This window comes from Kitasatospora sp. NPDC051170 (assembly GCF_044455705.1).
Taxonomy (GTDB): Bacteria; Actinomycetota; Actinomycetes; order Streptomycetales; family Streptomycetaceae; genus Kitasatospora.
In genome coordinates this window covers 908768-929242 of record NZ_JBITFA010000001.1, presented here as the reverse complement: position 1 = coordinate 929242, position 20475 = coordinate 908768, and the positions used below count along the sequence as shown (strand labels likewise).

Annotated in this window: 1 protein-coding gene; it reads left to right on the top strand. The window is 72.5% G+C overall.

All coding sequences use genetic code 11. From position 1 onward, the window contains the following. Window positions 1-20436 (top strand): non-ribosomal peptide synthase/polyketide synthase (locus ACIBCA_RS03995; protein WP_396281207.1); only part of this gene is annotated, 20436 nt, incomplete at its 5' end. Window positions 20437-20475 lie beyond the last annotated feature (39 nt).

Below are 20475 nucleotides of genomic sequence, written 5' to 3'. Positions count from 1 at the left end.
GTCGTCCTCCTCGACAGTGTCCCGCTCACCCCGAACGGCAAGCTCGACCGCAACGCGCTCCCCGCTCCCGACCCCGCCGCCGTCGGCGCCGGTGTGGGCCGTGCGCCGGCGAACGAGCGGGAGGAGAAGCTGTGCGCGGCGTTCGCGCAGGTGCTCGGCCTGGAGTCGGTCGGCGTCGATGACGACTTCTTCCAGCTCGGCGGGCACTCCCTGCTGGCGGTCCGGCTGGTCAGCCGGATCCGCGCCGCGTTGGGCATGGAAGTGTCGGTGCGAACCCTGTTCCAGGCGCCGACACCGGCTGCCTTGGCGGCCGCGCTCGCGGGTTCCGACACCGTCCGGCTCGCGCTGACAGCGGGCGTCCGCCCGGAGCGGGTGCCGTTGTCCTTCGCGCAGCGGCGGCTGTGGTTCCTGGCCCAGTTGGAGGGCCGGAGCGCGACCTACAACCTGCCGGTGGTGCTGCGGCTGACCGGCGCCCTGGACCCGTCCGCGCTGGGCCTGGCGCTGCGGGACGTGATCGGCCGGCACGAGGTGCTGCGGACCGTCTTCCGCGAGGCCGACGGCGAGCCCTACCAGCACATCCACGAACTGGACGACCTGGCCTGGGAGTTGGTCGCCCGCGAGCTCACCGCGGCCGAGCTGCCCGAGGCGGTCGCGGCCGCGACCGGCCATGTCTTCGACCTGGCGGCCGAGGTGCCGATCCGGGCCTCGCTGTTCTCCGTGGCCCCCGATGACCACACCCTCGTCGTGGCGGTGCACCACATCGCCGGTGACGGCTGGTCGATGGACCCGCTGGCCCGCGACCTCTCCACCGCCTACGCGGCGCGGTGCGCGGGCGAGGAGCCGGACTGGGCCCCGCTCGCCGTCCAGTACGCCGACTACGCCCTCTGGCAACGCGACCTCCTCGGCGACGCGGACGACGCCGACAGCCTGCTCAGCGGTCAGATCGCCTACTGGCGGCGGGCGCTGGACGGATCCCCGGAGGAGCTCGACCTCCCGACGGACCGCCGCCGGCCGGCCGTGGCCTCGTACGTCGGCCACAACGTCGCGCTGGACGTCGAGGCGCTCGTGCACCAGCGGTTGGCCGAGGTGGCACGGGAGCAGGGCGTCACCGTGTTCATGGCCCTCCAGGGGGCCCTCGCCGTCCTGCTGTCGCGCCTCGGCGCGGGGACGGACATCCCGATCGGCGCGGCGACCGCCGGCCGTACCGACGAGGCGCTGGACGACCTGGTCGGCTTCTTCGTCAACACCCTGGTGCTCCGCACCGACCTGTCCGGCAACCCCACCTTCGCCGAGGTGCTGGGCCGGGTCCGCGAGGCGAGCCTGGCTGGCTTCGGCCACCAGGACGTGCCGTTCGAGCGGCTGGTGGAGGAGCTGGCGCCGGAGCGTTCGCTCTCCCGGCACCCGCTGTTCCAGGTCATGCTCACCGTCCAGAACAACGCCCGGGCCGCGCTGGATCTCTCCGGCGCCGAGGCCGCCGGGGCGCCGGCGGGCGTGTCGGCGCCCGCGTTGGCGGCCAAGTTCGACCTGGACGTGAGCGTGGGCGAGCTGTTCGACGCCGAGGGCCGTCCGGCCGGGCTGCGCGGTGTGCTGACCGGCGCCTCGGATCTGTTCGATGCGGCCTCGGTCGAGCTGCTGGCCGAACGCTGGGTGCGGGTGCTCTCCGCGCTGGTCGCCGACCCCTCGATCCGGCTGAACGACGTGGACCTGTTCGGCGCGGGCGAGCGTGAGCGGATGCTGTCCGACTGGAACGACACGGCGGCGCTGGTCCCGTCCGACACGCTTCCGGAGCTGTTCGAGGCGCAGGTGGCCCGGACGCCGGACGCGACGGCGCTGGTGTTCGAGGGCTTCCAGCTGTCGTTCGCCGAACTCGACGCGTGGTCGAACCGGCTGGCCCGGATGCTGGTCGGGCTCGGCGTGGGGCCGGAGTCGGTGGTCGGCGTGGTGATGGAGCGCGGCGTCGACCTGGTGGTCGCCCTGCTGGCGGTCTCGAAGGCCGGCGGCGCCTACCTGCCGATCGACCCGGGATATCCGGCCGAGCGGATCGCCTTCACGCTGGCCGACTCGGGCGCGGACTGCGTCCTGGTCCAGCAGGCGACGGCCCCGGCCGTGCCGGAGGGCGCGGTGGACGGTACGCCGGTGCTGGTGCTCGACGACGTGGATACGGCGTTCCGGCTGGCGGGACTCGACGACGCTCCGCTGACCGTGGCGGAGCGGGCCGGCGAGCTGCGACCGCAGCATCCGGCGTACGTGATCTACACCTCGGGTTCGACCGGCCGCCCCAAGGGCGTCGCGGTCACCCACGCGGGCCTGGGCAGCCTGGTCGCGGCGCAGGCGGAGCGCTTCCGGATCGACGGGCGGAGCAGGGTGCTCCAGTTCGCCTCGGTGGGCTTCGACGCGGCGAGCGCCGAACTGTGGGTGAGCCTGTGCAGCGGGGCGCGGGTGGTCCTCGCCACGGCCGACGATCTGCTGCCCGGCCGGCCGTTGGCCGCCCTCGTGGCCGAGCACGGCGTCACGCACGCGACGCTGCCCCCGGCCGTCCTGGGGGCGCTGGAGACGGCGAGCCTGGCATCGGTGTCGACGCTGGTCTCGGCCGGCGAGGCGCTGGGTGCTGACCTGGTGGCGCGCTGGGCGCCGGGTCGGCGTCTGATCAACGCGTACGGGCCGACGGAGACCACGGTGTGCGCGGCGATGTCCGGGCCGCTGAGGCCGGATGACCGGCCGCACATCGGCACGCCGATCCTCAACACCCGGGTGTTCGTGCTGGACGAGGCGTTGCAGCCGGTGGCGCCGGGTGTGGTGGGCGAGCTGTACGTGGCGGGGGCCGGGCTGGCCCGTGGCTACGTGAACCGTCCGGGCTTGTCGGCGGAGCGGTTCGTGGCGTGCGGGTTCGGGCTGCCCGGCGAGCGGATGTACCGCACGGGCGACCGGGTGCGCTGGACGGCGGACGGTCGCCTGGACTACCTGGGCCGGGCCGACGACCAGGTGAAGATCCGTGGTTTCCGGATCGAGCCGGGCGAGGTGCAGGCCGTGGTGGCCGCGCACCCGCAGGTCGCGCAGGCCGTGGTGATCGCGCGTGAGGACGTGCCGGGGGACATCCGCCTGGTCGCCTACGTCGTGCCGGCCGAAGGGGGCGTCGAGGCGGAGTCGGTCCGCGGGTTCGCCGCCGAGCGGCTGCCCGGGCACATGGTGCCCTCGGCGATCGTCCTGCTGGGCGTCCTCCCGCTGACCGCGCACGGAAAGCTGGACTCCAAGGCCCTCCCCGTACCGGAGTACGCGGCCACGGGCGCCGTCGGCCGTGCGCCGTCGACTCCGCAGGAGGAACTGCTGTGTGCGGCGTTCGCGGAGGTCCTCGGGCTGGGGTCGGTCGGTGTGGACGACGACTTCTTCGCGTTGGGTGGGCATTCGCTGCTGGCGGTTCGGCTGGTGAGCCGGGTGCGTGCGGTGCTGGGGGTGGAGGTGTCCGTGCGGGCGCTGTTCCAGTCCCCGACGCCGGGTGCGCTGGCGGCTGTTCTGGCGGACTCGGACGCGGCTCGGCTTCCGCTCACGCGGGGTGTTCGTCCGGAGCGGGTGCCGTTGTCGTTCGCGCAGCGTCGGTTGTGGTTCCTGGCCCAGTTGGACGGGCCGAGTGCGACGTACAACATCCCGGTGGTGCTGGGTCTTTCGGGTGAGGTGGACCGGGCGGCGCTGGGTCTGGCGCTGCGGGACGTGATCGGGCGGCACGAGGTGCTGCGGACGGTGTTCCGTGTCGCGGACGGTGAGCCGTATCAGCACGTCGTCGAACTGGAGGAGCTGGACTGGGAGTTGGCGGAGGTCGGGGTCGAGCCCGAGGGGCTGGCGGCGGCGGTCGCCGGGGCGAAGGGTTATGCCTTCGACTTCGCGCGTGAGGTGCCGATCCGGGCGTGGCTGTTCTCGGCCGGGCCGGATGACCACACGCTGGTGGTGACGGTGCATCACATCGCCGGTGACGGCTGGTCGATGGGTCCGTTGGCCCGCGACGTCTCCGCCGCCTACGCGGCGCGGTCTGCGGGTGTGGCGCCGGAGTGGGCGCCGCTGCCGGTGCAGTACGCCGACTACGCGCTCTGGCAGCGCGAGCTGCTCGGCGACAGCGGCGACCCCGGCAGCCTGCTGTCCCGGCAGGTCGAGTACTGGCGGACCGCCCTGGAGGGCGCTCCCGAGGAGCTCGAGCTCCCCGCCGACCGCAGCCGGCCGGCGGTGGCTTCGTACCGTGGGCACAGTGTGGGTCTGGATGTTCCGGCCGGGGTGCACGCGCGCCTGGTGGAGTTGGCGCGGGCGCAGGGCGTGACGGTGTTCATGCTGTTGCAGGGTGCGTTGTCGGTGCTGCTGTCGCGACTCGGCGCGGGGACGGACATCCCGGTCGGCGCCCCCCTGGCGGGCCGTACGGACGAGGCGCTCGACGATCTGGTCGGGTTCTTCGTGAACAACCTGGTGGTGCGGACGGACCTTTCGGGTGATCCGACCTTCGCCGAGGTGCTGGGACGCGTCCGGGAGGCGAGCCTGGCGGGCTTCGCGCACCAGGACGTGCCGTTCGAGCGGCTGGTGGAGGAGCTGGCGCCGGAGCGTTCGCTCTCCCGGCACCCGCTGTTCCAGATCATGCTCACCCTCCAGAACAACGCCCAGGAGACCCTGGACCTGCCCGGGATCACGGCCGACGGCGCCTCCGGCGCCCTGGGGACGCCCACCTCGGTGGCGGCCAAGTTCGACCTCGACCTGGTCATCGGTGAGGTCCTCGACGCCGACGGGAGGCCGGCCGGGCTGCGTGGCGCCCTCATCGGCGCGGCGGACCTCTTCGATCGGGCCTCGGTCGAGGCGCTCGCGGGGCGCTGGGTCCGGGTCCTGGAGATCCTGGTGACCGACCCCTCCATCCGACTCGGCGCCGTGGACGTGCTGGGTGAGGCGGAGCGTCGTCGGGTGTTGGTGGAGTGGAACGACACTGCGGTGGAGCTGTCGTCGTTGTCGGTGCCGGAGCTGTTCGCGGCGCAGGTGGTGCGGACGCCGGATGCGGTGGCGGTGGTGTGCGAGGGCGTGGAGCTGTCGTATGCCGAACTCGACGCGCGGGCCGGTCGTTTGGCGGGTCTGATGGCGGCTCGTGGTGTGGGTGCGGAGTCGGTGGTGGGGCTGTGTCTGCCGCGTGGGGTGGACATGGTGGTGGCGGTTCTGGCGGTGTGGCGGGTCGGGGCGGCGTATCTGCCGATCGATCCCGAGTACCCGGCCGAGCGGATCGCCTACACGCTGACGGACGCGGGCGCGGTGTGCGTGCTCGCGGACTCCTCCACGGTGTCGGTGGTGCCGCAGGGCGCTGCGGTCGTGGTGCTCGACGATGCCTCCGTGCAGCGGGAGTTGGCGGGTCTGCCGGGTGGGGTGCCGGGGGTTTCGGTGGTGCCGGGGGCGTTGGCGTATGTGATCTATACGTCGGGTTCGACGGGGCGGCCGAAGGGTGTGGCGGTCACGCATGGTGGGTTGTCGAACTATGTGGTGTGGGCGGCGGGTGCGTATGGGGCGTCGGGTGGTGGTGGTGCGCCGTTGCATTCGTCGTTGGCGTTCGATCTGACGGTGACGAGTGTGTTGGTGCCGTTGGTGTCGGGTTCGGCGGTGGTGGTGAGTCCTGAGGGTGGTGCTGAGGGGCTGGCCGCTGTGGTGCGTGCTGCTGGTGGGTTCGGGTTGGCGAAGGTGGTGCCGGCGCATCTGCCGTTGTTGCGGGAGTGGTTGTCGGCGGGGGAGTTGTCGGGTGCGGCGCGGTGTCTGGTGGTGGGTGGTGAGGCGCTGACGGGTGCGGTGGTGCGTTCGTGGTTGGACGTGGCGCCGGGTTCGGTGGTGGTGAACGAGTACGGTCCGACGGAGACCGTGGTGGGTTGCTGTGTGTTCGAGGTGCGTGCGGGTGATGTGGTGGCCGATTCGGTGCCGATCGGTCGTCCGGTGGCGAACACGCGGTTGTATGTGCTGGGTGAGCGGTTGGAGCCGGTGGCGCCGGGTGTGGTGGGTGAGTTGTACATCGCCGGTGCTCAGGTGGCGCGTGGGTATGTGAATCGTCCGGGGTTGTCGGCGGAGCGGTTCGTGGCGTGCCCGTTCGGCACGCCGGGTGAGCGGATGTATCGCACGGGGGATCGGGTGCGGTGGTCGGCGGACGGGCAGTTGGAGTATCTGGGGCGTGCGGACGACCAGGTGAAGGTGCGTGGTTTCCGGATCGAGCCGGGTGAGGTGCAGGCGGTCGTGGCCGCGCACCCGCAGGTCGCCCAGGCCGCGGTGGTCGCCCGCCAGGACTCTCCCGGTGACGTGCGCTTGGTCGCCTACCTCGTCCCGGAGGGGCCGGGTGTCGACGTCGACGCGGTGCGGGAGTTCACGGCGGGGCGTCTTCCGTCCCACATGGTCCCCTCGGCCTTCGTCGAGTTGGAGGCGCTGCCGCTGACGGTGAACGGCAAGCTGGACCGCAAGGCCCTGCCCGCACCGGACTTCAGCGCCGAGCTGTCGGCCGGCTCGCGCGGCCCGTCGACCCCGCGCGAGGAGATCCTCTGCGCGGCGTTCGCGGAGGTCCTCGGCCTGGAGACGGTCGGTGTCGACGACGACTTCTTCCGGCTGGGCGGTCACTCCCTTCTCGCGGTGCGGCTGGTCGAACTGCTGCGCGTGCGTGGGGTGTCGGTGTCGGTGCGGGCGCTGTTCCAGAGCCCGACGGTTGCCGGTCTGGCGACGGCGGCTGCTTCGGTGCGGGTGGAGGTTCCGGAGAACGGGATCCCGGCCGGCGCGACGGGGATCACTCCGGAGATGCTGACGCTGGTGTCCCTGTCGGAGGCGGAGATCGAGCGGATCGTCGCCGCCGTCCCGGGTGGTGCGGCGAACGTGGCGGACGTCTATCCGCTGGCTCCGCTCCAGGAGGGCCTGCTGTTCCACCACCTGATGTCCGAAGGTGGAGACCGCGATGTCTACGTGACCCCGACCGTGGTCGGCTTCGACTCCCGTGCGCGCCTGGACGCCTTCCTGGACGCACTCCAGAAGGTGATCGACCGGCACGACATCTACCGGACCTCGATCGTCTGGCAGGGCCTGCCCGAACCGGTCCAGGTGGTCTGGCGCCGGGCGCGGTTGTCCGTCGCCGACGTCGTCCTGGACCGGCAGGGGCTCGACCCGGCCGGGCAGTTGCTCGCCGTCGCCGGTTCCTCGGTCGATCTTTCCCGGGCGCCCCTGATGGACGTGCACATCGCCGAAGACCCGGTGGCCGGGGACGGCCGGTGGCTGGCGCTGGTGCGGATGCACCACATGGTGATGGACCACACCGGCATGGACGTGCTGCTGGCCGAGGTCCGGGCGTTCCTCGCCGGGCGTGGCGACCAGTTGGCGGCGCCGATGCCGTTCCGCGACTTCGTCGCCCAGGCGCGTCTGGGCACGGAGCCGGGCGAGCACGAGCGCTTCTTCGCCGACCTGCTGGGTGACGTCGAGGAGCCGACCGCACCGTTCGGCCTGCTGGACGTGCGCGGTGACGGCTCGGAGGCGGAGTCCGCCTGGCTGCCGGTGGCCGAGGACGTGGTCGCGGGGCTGCGGTCGGTGGCGCGTCGGCTGGGGGCGAGTCCGGCGACGTTGCTGCACCTGGCGTGGGCGCGGGTGCTGGCCGCCGTCTCGGGCCGTGAGGACGTGGTGTTCGGGACCGTCCTGTTCGGGCGGATGAACGCGGGTGCGGGCGCGGACCGGGTGCCCGGTCCGTTCATCAACACCCTGCCGGTCCGAATCCGCACGCAGGACAGCGGAGTTCTCGCCGCCGCCGCCGAACTGCGCGACCAGCTCGCGGCGTTGCTGGAGCACGAGCACGCCCCGCTCGCCGTCGCCCAGCAGGCGAGCGGCATCCCCGGCAACACCCCGCTGTTCACCTCGATCCTCAACTACCGCCACGACACCCGGCGAAGCGCCGCACAGAGCGCGGACCAGGTGCCGCAGGAGGCGATGGAGGGCATCGATGCGGTGTTCGCCCGGGAGCGCAACAACTACCCGCTGACCGTCTCGGTCGACGACGACGGGGAGCGACTGGCGCTGACCGTCGAGTCGGTCGCCCCGGCCGACCCGCAGCTGGTCTGCTCGCTCCTGCACGCCGCGCTCGCCGGTCTGGCCACCGCCCTGGGGGACTCCCTGGACGGGGGCACCGAGACGCCGCTGAGCGCCGTGGAGGTGCTGGGTGAGGCGGAGCGTCGTCGGGTGTTGGTGGAGTGGAACGACACTGCGGTGGAGTTGTCGTCGTTGTCGGTGCCGGAGTTGTTCGCGGCGCGGGTGGCGGAGTCGCCGGATGCGGTGGCGGTGGTGTGCGAGGGCGTGGAGCTGTCGTATGCCGAACTCGATGTGCGGGCCGGTCGTTTGGCTGGTCTGATGGCGGCTCGTGGTGTGGGTGCGGAGTCGGTGGTGGGGCTGTGTCTGCCGCGTGGGGTGGACATGGTGGTGGCGGTTCTGGCGGTGTGGCGGGTCGGGGCGGCGTATCTGCCGATCGATCCCGAGTACCCGGCCGAGCGGATCGCCTACACCCTGAGCGACAGCGCCGCCGTACTGGTGCTGGGCCGGCGGGACACGGTGTCGGACCTGCCGGCGGAGCGGACCCTGTGGCTGGATGACCCGGCTGTGCAGCGGGAGTTGGCGGGTCTGCCGGGTGGGGTGCCGGGGGTTTCGGTGGTGCCGGGGGCGTTGGCGTATGTGATCTATACGTCGGGTTCGACGGGGCGGCCGAAGGGTGTGGCGGTCACGCATGGTGGGTTGTCGAACTATGTGGTGTGGGCGGCGGGTGCGTATGGGGCGTCGGGTGGTGGTGGTGCGCCGTTGCATTCGTCGTTGGCGTTCGATCTGACGGTGACGAGTGTGTTGGTGCCGTTGGTGTCGGGTTCGGCGGTGGTGGTGAGTCCTGAGGGTGGTGCTGAGGGGCTGGCCGCTGTGGTGCGTGCTGCTGGTGGGTTCGGGTTGGCGAAGGTGGTGCCGGCGCATCTGCCGTTGTTGCGGGAGTGGTTGTCGGCTGGGGAGTTGTCGGGTGCGGCGCGGTGTCTGGTGGTGGGTGGTGAGGCGCTGACGGGTGCGGTGGTGCGTTCGTGGTTGGACGTGGCGCCGGGTTCGGTGGTGGTGAACGAGTACGGTCCGACGGAGACCGTGGTGGGTTGCTGTGTGTTCGAGGTGCGTGCGGGTGATGTGGTGGCCGATTCGGTGCCGATCGGTCGTCCGGTGGCGAACACGCGGTTGTATGTGCTGGGTGAGCGGTTGGAGCCGGTGGCGCCGGGTGTGGTGGGTGAGTTGTACATCGCCGGTGCTCAGGTGGCGCGTGGGTATGTGAATCGTCCGGGGTTGTCGGCGGAGCGGTTCGTGGCGTGTCCGTTCGGCACGCCGGGTGAGCGGATGTATCGCACGGGGGATCGGGTGCGGTGGTCGGCGGATGGGCAGTTGGAGTATCTGGGGCGTGCGGACGACCAGGTGAAGGTGCGTGGTTTCCGGATCGAGCCGGGTGAGGTGCAGGCGGTCGTGGCCGCGCACCCGCAGGTCGCCCAGGCCGCGGTGGTCGCCCGCCAGGACTCTCCCGGTGACGTGCGCTTGGTCGCCTACCTGGTACCGGAGGGGCCGGGTGTCGACGTCGACGCGGTGCGGGAGTTCACGGCGGGGCGTCTGCCGTCCCACATGGTCCCCTCCGCTTTCGTGGTGCTGGAGGCGTTGCCGCTGACGGTGAACGGCAAGCTGGACCGCAAGGCCCTGCCCGCACCCGAGCTGTCGGTGGGTTCGCGCGGCCCGTCGACCCCGCGCGAGGAGATCCTCTGCGCGGCGTTCGCGGAGGTCCTGGGCCTGGAGTCGGTCGGTGTCGACGACGACTTCTTCGCTCTCGGCGGGCACTCCCTCCTCGCCGTGCGCCTGATCTCCCGGGTGCGGTCGGTGCTGGAGGCCGAGGTGCCGCTCCGGACGCTGTTCGACGCACCGACGCCGGCCGCCCTGGCGGCGGCGGTGGCCGGGACGGGTGCCGCGCGGAGGCCGCTGACGGCCGGGGTGCGGCCCGAGCGGGTGCCGCTGTCCTTCGCGCAGCGGCGGCTCTGGTTCCTGGCGCAACTGGACGGGCCGAGCGCCACGTACAACATCCCCGTGGTGCTGCGGTTGACCGGCGGGGTCGACCGGGATGCGCTCGCTCTGGCGCTGCGGGACGTGATCGGCCGGCACGAGGTGCTGCGGACCGTCTTCCGCGAGGCCGACGGCGAGCCCTACCAGCACATCCAGCAACTGGACGAACTGGCCTGGGAGTTGGTCGCCCGCGAGCTCACCGCGGCGGAGCTGCCCGAGGCGGTCGCGGCCGCGACCGGCCATGTCTTCGACCTGGCGGCCGAGGTGCCGATCCGGGCCTGGCTGTTCTCCACCGCGCCCGACGACCACACCCTCGTGGTGACTGTCCATCACATCGCCGGTGACGGCTGGTCGATGGGCCCGCTGGCCCGCGACCTCTCCGCCGCCTACGCGGCTCGCCGCACGGGCAAGGCGCCGGACGGGGCCCCGCTGGCGGTCCAGTACGCCGACTACGCCCTCTGGCAGCGTGAGGTCCTCGGCGACGCCGACGATCCCGAGAGTGTGATGGCCGGTCAGATCGACTACTGGCGGCGGGTGCTGAGCGGCGCGCCGGAGGAGCTGGAGCTGCCGTTCGACCGTCCCCGCCCCGAGGTGCTGGGCCACCGAGGGCACGGCGTGCAGCTCGAGCTTCCCGCCGAGGTGCACGCACGGCTGGCGGAGGTGGCCCGCCGGCAGGGCGTGACCGTCTTCATGGTCGTGCAGGCCGCGCTCGCGGTGGTGCTGTCGCGGCTCGGCGCCGGCACGGACCTCCCGATCGGTGTGGGGGTCGCCGGCCGCACGGACGAGGCGCTGGACGACTTGGTCGGCTTCTTCGTCAACACCCTGGTGATCCGTACCGACCTGTCCGGGAACCCCACCTTCGCCGAGACGCTGGAGCGGGTCCGGGAGGCGAGCCTGGCCGGCTTCGCCCACCAGGACGTGCCGTTCGAGCGGCTCGTCGAGGAGCTGGCGCCGGCCCGGTCGTTCGCACGTCACCCGCTGTTCCAGGTGATGCTCACGGGGCAGAACGTCGCCCGGGAGGCCCTCGACCTCCAGGGCGCCTCGGTCACCGGGGCGCCGGCCCAGGCGGAGGCCGCCGGGTGGGACGCGGTGGCGAAGTTCGACCTGGAGATGAGCGTCGGCGAGACCTTCGACGCCCAGGGCCGGCCGGCCGGACTGCGAGGCGTGCTGATCGGGGCCGCCGAGCTGTTCGAGGCGGCGTCGGTCGAGCTGCTGGCCGAACGCTGGGTGCGGGCGGTCCGGGCACTCGTGGCGGATCCGTCGGTGCGGCTCGGCGCGGTGGACGTGCTGGGCGAGGCAGAGCGCCGGCGGGTGCTGTCGGACTGGAACGACACCGCGGCGGAGCTTCCGGCCGTCTCGATGGCCGGGCTGTTCGACGCCCGGGCGGCGCGGACGCCGGACGCCGTCGCCGTGGTGCACGAGGGCGTCGCGCTCTCGTACGGTGAACTCGACGCGCGGGCGAACCGGCTGGCCCGGCACCTGGTGGAGCGCGGGGTGGGGCCGGAGTCGGTGGTCGCACTGATGATGCAGCGCTCCGCGGACCTGGTGGTCGCCCTGCTGGCGGTGCTCAAGGCGGGCGGGGCCTACCTGCCGGTGGACCCGGACTACCCGGTCGAGCGGATCGCCTTCATGCTCGCCGACTCCCGGCCGGACTGCGTCATCGCGTCGGCCGAGAGCCTCGGGGTCCTGGAGGAGGCGGCCGACGCGGGCCTGCCGGTGCTGGTGCTCGACGACCCGGCGACCGTCCGGCTGCTGTCGGGACTGCCCGGCACCCGGCTGACCGGTGCCGAGCGGAACGCTACGACGTCCGACGCCCAGGTCGCCTACGTGATCTACACCTCCGGCTCGACCGGCGTGCCCAAGGGGGTCGCGGTCACCCACTCCGGCATCGCGAGCTTCGCGGCCGCGGAGGTCGAGCGGTTCCGGGTCACCCCGGAGAGCCGGGTGCTGCAGTTCGCCTCCGCGAGCTTCGACGCCTCGGTCCTGGAGGTCTGCATGACCTTCGCGGCCGGCGCGCGCCTGGTGGTGCCGCCGCCGGGCCCCCTGGTCGGCGACGCCCTCGCGGCCTTCCTCGCCGATCACCGGATCACCCACGCGCTGATCCCGCCCGCGGCCCTCGCCTCCATGGACGCCGTGGAGTTGCCGGACCTCGGCACGCTGATCGTCGGCGGCGAGGCCTGCGGCCCCGAGCTGGTGTCGCGTTGGTCGGACGGCCGCACCATGGTCAACGCGTACGGCCCGACCGAGATCACCGTCATGGCGACCACCAGCGGCCCGCTGCGGGCGAACGAGGTGCCGCCGATCGGCACGCCGATCCTCAACACCCGGGTGTTCGTGCTGGACGAGGCGTTGCAGCCGGTGGCGCCGGGTGTGGTGGGCGAGCTGTACGTGGCGGGGGCCGGTCTGGCCCGTGGCTACGTGGGGCGTGCGGGTCTGACGGCGGAGCGGTTCGTCGCGTGCCCGTTCGGGAGCGGTGAGCGGATGTACCGCACCGGCGACCGGGTGCGCTGGACGGCGGACGGCGAGCTCCTGTTCGCCGGACGTGCGGACGAGCAGGTGAAGATCCGTGGTTTCCGGATCGAGCCGGGCGAGGTGCAGGCCGTGGTGGCCGCGCACCCGCAGGTCGCGCAGGCCGTGGTGGTCGCCCGCCAGGACGTGCCGGGGGACACCCGGCTGGTCGCCTACGTCGTGCCGGCCGAAGGGGGCGTCGAGGCGGAGTCGGTCCGCGGGTTCGCCGCCGATCGGCTGCCCGGGCACATGGTGCCCTCGGCGGTCGTCCTGCTGGATGCCCTGCCACTGACGGCCAACGGCAAGCTGGACCGCAGGGCGCTGCCCGCGCCCGAGTACACGGGCGCCCCGTCGACGGGTTCGCGCGGCCCGTCGACTCCGCAGGAGGAGCTGCTGTGTGCGGCGTTCGCGGAGGTCCTCGGGCTGGGGTCGGTCGGTGTGGAGGACGACTTCTTCGCGCTGGGCGGGCATTCGCTGCTGGCGGTGCGGCTGGTGAGCCGGGTGCGTGCGGTGCTGGGGGTGGAGGTGTCCGTGCGGACGCTGTTCCAGTCCCCGACGCCGGGTGCGCTGGCGGCTGTTCTGGCGGACTCGGACACGGCTCGGCTTCCGCTCACGCGGGGTGTTCGTCCGGAGCGGGTGCCGTTGTCGTTCGCGCAGCGGCGGTTGTGGTTCCTGGCCCAGTTGGACGGGCCGAGTGCGACCTACAACATCCCGGTGGTGCTGGGTCTTTCGGGTGAGGTGGACCGGGCGGCGCTGGGTCTGGCGCTGCGGGACGTGATCGGGCGGCACGAGGTGCTGCGGACGGTGTTCCGCGTCGCGGACGGCGAGCCGTACCAGCACGTCGTCGAACTGGACGAGCTGGACTGGGAGTTGGCGGAGGTCGGGGTCGAGCCCGAGGGGCTGGCGGCGGCGGTCGCCGGGGCGAAGGGTTATGCCTTCGACTTCGCGCGTGAGGTGCCGATCCGGGCGTGGCTGTTCTCGGCCGGGCCGGATGACCACACGCTGGTGGTGACGGTGCATCACATCGCCGGTGACGGCTGGTCGATGGGCCCGTTGGCCCGCGACGTCTCCGCCGCCTACGCGGCGCGGTCTGCGGGTGCGGAGCCGGAGTGGGCGCCGCTGCCGGTGCAGTACGCCGACTACGCGCTCTGGCAGCGCGAGCTGCTCGGCGACGGGAGCGACGCGGAGAGTGTGCTGTCGCGCGAGGTCGAGTACTGGCGTGGTGTGTTGGCGGGGGTTCCGGAGGAGTTGGAGCTGCCGTTCGACCGCAGTCGGCCGGCGGTGGCTTCGTACCGTGGGCACAGTGTGGGGCTGGATGTTCCGGCCGAGGTGCACGCGCGGCTGGCGGGTGTGGCCCGCGAGCAGGGCGTGACGGTGTTCATGCTGTTGCAGGGCGCGATGTCGGTGCTGCTGTCGCGGCTGGGCGCGGGGACGGACGTTCCCGTCGGGACGGCGCTGGCGGGCCGTACGGACGAGGCACTCGACGATCTGGTCGGGTTCTTCGTGAACAACCTGGTGGTGCGGACAGACCTTTCGGGGGACCCGACCTTCGCCGAGGTGCTGGGCCGCGTCCGTGAGGCGAGCCTTGCGGGCTTCGCGCACCAGGACGTGCCGTTCGAGCGGCTGGTGGAGGAGCTGGCGCCGGAGCGTTCGCTGTCCCGGCACCCGCTGTTCCAGGTCATGCTCACCCTCCAGAACAACGCCCAGGAGACCCTGGACCTGCCCGGCATCCGGGCGGCAGGCAGCTCCTCCGGTAGCGCTCCCTCGGGCTCGGCCGCCGCGAAGGTCGACCTGGAACTCGCCGTCGGCGAGGTCTTCGACGCCCAGGGCCGACCCGCGGGGCTGCGCGGTGCACTCGTCGGTGCCGCCGATCTCTTCGATGCGGGGTCGGTGGAGGTGTTGGCGGAGCGTTGGGTGCGGGTGCTGGAGGCCGTGGTCGCGGATCCGTCGGTGCGGCTGAGTGCGGTGGACGTGCTGGGCGGGGCCGAGTTGCGCCGGGTGTTGGTGGAGTGGAACGACACGGCGGGTGAGGTGCCGGCGGTGACGTTGCCGGAGTTGTTCGCGGGGCAGGTGGCGCGGACGCCTGATGCGGTGGCGGTGGTGTTCGAGGGTGTGGAGCTGTCGTACGCGGAGCTGGATGCGCGGGCGAACCGTTTGGCGCGGCTGTTGACCGGGCGGGGTGTGGGTCCGGAGTCGGTGGTCGGGGTGGTGATGGAGCGTGGTGTCGAGCTGGTGGTGTCCCTGCTGGGGGTGCTGAAGGCCGGTGCGGCGTATCTGCCGGTGGATCCCGAGTATCCGGCTGAGCGGATCGCGTTCACCCTGGCCGATGCGGACGCCGTCTGCGTACTGACGCAGCGGACCACGGCTTCGGTCGTGCCCGGACACGTACCCGTGGTGGTGCTGGATTCCCCGGAGACGGTGGCCGAGCTCGCGGAAACGGACGCGGGTCCGGTGACCGGGAACGGGCTCCTGCCGTCGCATCCGGCGTATGTGATCTATACGTCGGGGTCGACGGGGCGGCCGAAGGGTGTGGTGGTCGCGCATGCGGGGATCGTGAACCGGTTGGTGTGGATGCAGTCGGCGTACGGGTTGTCGGGTGCGGACCGGGTGTTGCAGAAGACGCCGTTCGGGTTCGACGTGTCGGTGTGGGAGTTCTTCTGGCCGTTGGTGGTGGGTGCGGGTCTGGTGGTGGCGCGGCCGCAGGGTCATCGGGATCCGGGGTATCTGGCGGGGTTGATCGCGGGTTCGGGTGTGACGACGGTGCATTTCGTGCCGTCGATGCTGGAGGCGTTCCTGCGGGAGCCGTCGGCGGGGTCGTGTGGTGGGCTTCGGCGGGTGGTGTGCAGTGGGGAGGCGTTGCCGGAGGAGTTGCGGGACCGGTTCTTCGGGGTGTTCCCGCAGGGCGTGGACTTGCACAACCTGTACGGGCCGACCGAGGCGTCGGTGGACGTGACGGCGTGGGAGTGTGGCGCGGACCAGGCCGGTCCGGTGCTGATCGGTGCTCCGGTCCTCAACACCCGGGTGTATGTGCTGGGTGAGCGGTTGGAGCCGGTGGCGCCGGGTGTGACGGGTGAGTTGTATCTGGCCGGGGTGCAGCTGGCGCGCGGGTATGTGAATCGTCCGGGGTTGTCGGCGGAGCGCTTCGTGGCGTGCCCGTTCGGCACGCCGGGTGAGCGGATGTACCGCACCGGTGACCGGGTGCGGTGGTCGGCGGACGGTCAGTTGGAGTATCTGGGGCGTGCGGACGACCAGGTGAAGATCCGTGGTTTCCGGATCGAGCCGGGCGAGGTGCAGGCCGTGGTGGCCGCGCACCCGCAGGTCGCCCAGGCCGCGGTGATCGCGCGTGAGGACTCTCCCGGTGACGTGCGGCTGGTCGCCTACCTCGTCCCGGAGGGGCCGGGTGTCGACGTCGACGCGGTGCGGGAGTTCACGGCGGGGCGTCTTCCGTCCCACATGATCCCCTCGGCCTTCGTCGAGTTGGAGGCGCTGCCGCTGACGGTCAACGGCAAGCTGGACCGCAAGGCCCTGCCCGCGCCGGACTTCAGCGCCGAACTGTCGGCCGGCTCACGCGGCCCGTCGACCCCGCGCGAGGAGATCCTCTGCGCGGCGTTCGCGGAGGTCCTCGGCCTGGAGTCGGTCGGTGTCGACGACGACTTCTTCCGGCTGGGCGGGCATTCCCTTCTCGCGGTGCGGCTGGTCGAACTGCTGCGCGTGCGTGGGGTGTCGGTGTCGGTGCGGGCACTGTTCCAGAGCCCGACGGTTGCCGGTCTGGCGACGGCGGCTGCTTCGGTGCGGGTGGAGGTTCCGGAGAACGGGATCCCGGCCGGCGCGACGGGGATCACTCCGGAGATGCTGACCCTGGTGTCCCTGTCGGAGGCGGAGATCGAGCGGATCGTCGCCGCCGTCCCGGGTGGTGCGGCGAACGTGGCGGACGTCTATCCGCTGGCTCCGCTCCAGGAGGGCCTGCTGTTCCACCACCTCATGTCCGAAGGCGGCGACCGCGATGTCTACGTGACCCCGACCGTGGTCGGCTTCGACTCCCGCACGCGCCTGGACGCCTTCCTGGACGCACTCCAGAAGGTGATCGACCGGCATGACATCTACCGGACCTCGATCGTCTGGCAGGGCCTGTCCCAGCCGGTGCAGGTGGTCCGGCGGACGGCCGTGCTGCCCGTCACGGAGCTCCTGCTCACCGAGGAGGACCAGGACCTGAACGGCCGACTCCTGGCCATGGCCGGGCTGTCGATGGATCTGGGCCGTGCGCCACTGCTGGACGTTCACGTGGCCGCCGACCCGTTCGCGGAGCCGTCCGTCGAGGGCGGTGGCCGGTGGCTGGCGCTGGTGCGGATGCACCACACGGTGATGGACCACACCGGCATGGACGTGCTGCTGACCGAGGTCCGGTCGATCCTGTCCGGGCGCGGCGACCAGTTGGCGGCGCCGCTGCCGTTCCGCGACTTCGTCGCCCAGGCGCGTCTGGGCACCGAGCCGGGCGAGCACGAGCGCTTCTTCGCCGACCTGTTGGGCGACGTCGAGGAGCCGACCGCACCGTTCGGCCTGGTGAACGTCCAGGGCGACGGGATGGACTCGATGGAGGCGCACATCGGTCTGGCGCCCGAACTCTCCTCCCGGGTCCGGTCGGTGGCGCGCCGGCTGGGGGCGAGCCCGGCGACGTTGCTGCACCTGGCGTGGGCGCGGGTGCTGGCCACGGTCTCCGGCCGTGAGGACGTGGTGTTCGGGACCGTCCTGTTCGGGCGGATGAACGCGGGTGCGGGCGCGGACCGGGTGCCCGGTCCGTTCATCAACACCCTGCCGGTGCGAATCCGTACGCGGGACACCGGAGTTCTCACCGCCGCCGCCGAACTGCGCGGCCAGCTCGCGGCGTTGCTGGAGCACGAGCACGCCCCGCTCGCGGTCGCCCAGCAGGCGAGCGGCATCCCCGGCAACACCCCGCTGTTCACCTCGATCCTCAACTACCGCCACAACGCCGCCCGGAGTCCCGAGCAGGCGCCGGACGACAGCCTGGCGGGCATCCGGGTGCTGTTCTCGCGCGAGCGCACCAACTACCCGCTGACCGTCTCGGTCGACGACGACGGGGAACGGCTCGGTCTGACCGTGGAGGCGGTGGCGCCGGCCGATCCGCAGCTGGTCGGTGCTCTGCTGCACACCGCGATCGCGGGCCTGGCCACCGCCCTGGAGGACTCCCTGGACGGGGCCCCGGAGCCGCTGCTGAGCGCGGTCGACGTGCTCGACGCCGCCGGGCGCCGCCGGATGCTGGAGGAGTGGAACGACACGGATGCCCCGGTTCCGGTGGCGACGGTGCCGGAGCTGTTCGAGGCGCAGGTGGCGCGGGACCCGGGCGCGGTGGCCGTGGTCGGCGAGGACGTCGTGCTGTCGTACGGCGAACTCGACGCCCGGGCGAACCGGTTGGCCCGCTTCCTGGCCGGCCGGGGAGCGGGTCCGGAATCCCTGGTCGGGATCTGCATGGACCGTGGCGCGGACCTGATGGTGGCGCTGTTGGCGGTGCTCAAGGCGGGTGCGGCGTACCTGCCGATCGACCCGGGATACCCGGCCGAGCGGATCGGCTACATGCTGGAGGACGCCCGTCCGGGGCTGGTCCTCGCGACCACCGCGGCGGCCCGGAGCCTGCCCGGCTCGATGGGAACGCCGGTGGCGGTGGTGGACGCGCCGGAGCTCGCCGCGGAGCTGGCCGGCCTGGCGTCGGGCGTGGTGACGGACGGGGAGCGGGTGGCGCCGCTGCTGCCGTGGCACCCGGCGTACGTGATCTACACCTCGGGCTCGACCGGGCGGCCGAAGGGTGTCCTGGTCTCGCACGCGGGGGTGGCGAGCCTGGTGGCCGGGCACGCACGGTACCTGCGGGTGGGGCCGGGCTGCCGGGTCGGGCAGTTCGCGTCGGCGAGCTTCGACACCTTCGGCTGGGAGTGGTTCATGGCGCTGCTGCTGGGGGCGTCGCTGGTCGTCGTGCCCCAGGAGCGCCGACTCGGCGGGGAGCTCACCGCCTACCTGGCCGAGCAGGACGTCACCCATGTGACGCTGCCGCCGGCGGTGCTCGCGACGCTCGACGAGAAGTCGATCGACCCCGGGACGGTGCTGATCGTGGCGGGCGAGGCGACCACCCCGGAGGTGATGGCGCGCTGGGGCCGGGGCAGGGAGATGTTCAACTCCTACGGTCCGACGGAGACCACGATCGACGCCACGCTGTGGCGCTGCGACCCGGAGGCCGGCGAGGTGGCGATCGGCGCCCCGGTGCTCAACACCAGGGTGTACGTGCTCGACGACCGGCTCGCTCCGGTGCCGCCGGGGGCGGTCGGGGAGCTGTACGTGGCCGGTGCGGGCCTGGCCCGCGGGTATCTGGGCCGGTACGGGCTGACCGCCGAGCGGTTCGTGGCGAACCCGTTCGGCTCGCCGGGGGAGCGGATGTACCGCACCGGCGACCAGGCGCGATGGACCGCCGACGGTCGGCTGGTGTTCGCCGGGCGCGCCGATGAGCAGGTGAAGATCCGCGGCTTCCGGATCGAGCCGGGCGAGGTGCGGGCGGTCCTGGTCGAGCACCCGGAGGTGGACCAGGCGGCGGTGATCGCGCGCCAGGACGCCCGGGGCGAGACGAGGCTCGTCGCGTACGTGGTGCCGGTCGACCCGGAGGGCGCGGAGGCCGCCGGAGAGAGTGGGGCCGGTGGTCTGGCGGAGGTGTTGCGCGACCACGCCGGGAACCGGCTGCCCGACTACATGGTCCCCACGGCGGTGGTCCTGCTCGACCGCCTGCCGCTGACGGTGAACGGGAAGCTGGACCGGCGGGCGCTGCCGGAGCCGGTCTTCGCGGCGGGGCCGGCGGCGACCGCGGGCCCGGGCGCGGCGACGGCCCTGCAGAGCGTGATGTGCGAGGCCTTCGCCGAGGTCCTGGGGCTGGAGTCGGTCGGGGTCGACGACGACTTCTTCCGGCTCGGCGGGCACTCGCTGCTGGCGGTGGCCCTGGTGGGCCGGCTGCAGGCCCGGGGGGTGTCCATCAGTGTCCGGAACCTGATGGCGGCACCGACCGTGAGTGCGCTGATGGAGCGCATGGGCCTGTCCTCCGTGCAGGACGGCCTCGACGTCCTGCTGCCGATCCGTGCCGGGGGGAGCAGGCCGCCGTTCTTCATGCTCCACTCCGGCGCCGGGCTGGGCTGGCCGTACATGCCGCTGGCGCGGTTCGTGCCGGAGGACATCCCGCTGTACGCGCTTCAGGCGCGGGGCGTCGACGGCACGGGTGAACTGGCCGGATCGGTGCGGGAGATGGCCGCGGACTACCTGGACCGGATCCGCTCGGTGCAGCCGTCCGGCCCGTACCACCTGCTGGGCTGGTCCTTCGGCGGGATCGTGGCGCACGAGATGGCCGTCCAGCTGCGGGCCGCGGGTGAGGAGGTCGCGGCGCTGGTGATCCTGGACACCTATCCGTCGGATCCGGGCTTCGTCCCGCCGGAGGCGGTGGTGGCGGAGGAGCCTGAAGGGAGGCGTCCGGGCTCCACCCTGGACCATCTGGTGGAGACCCTCCGCCGGGAGGCCGGCAGCGTGCTCGGGGCGATCACGGAGGAGGAGGTGCTGCGTCTCGCCCGGGTCTTCGAGAACAACATCGGGCTCAAGGACGGCCACGACCACGGCGTCTTCGACGGGGACGCGCTGCTGGTCGTCGCCGCCGAGGACCGGCCGGAGGGCGCGCCCACCGTGGCGCGCTGGGCGCCGTACCTGTCGGGGACGATGGCGGAGGTCGAACTGGCGTGCAAGCACCTGGACATGGTGCGTCCGGAGCGGCTGGCCGAGGTGTGGTCGGCCGTCGAGGACTGGCTGGAGCGGCGGTGACGGCCGCCGCCCGGTGAGCCGTTGAGCCGAGGCCGGCCC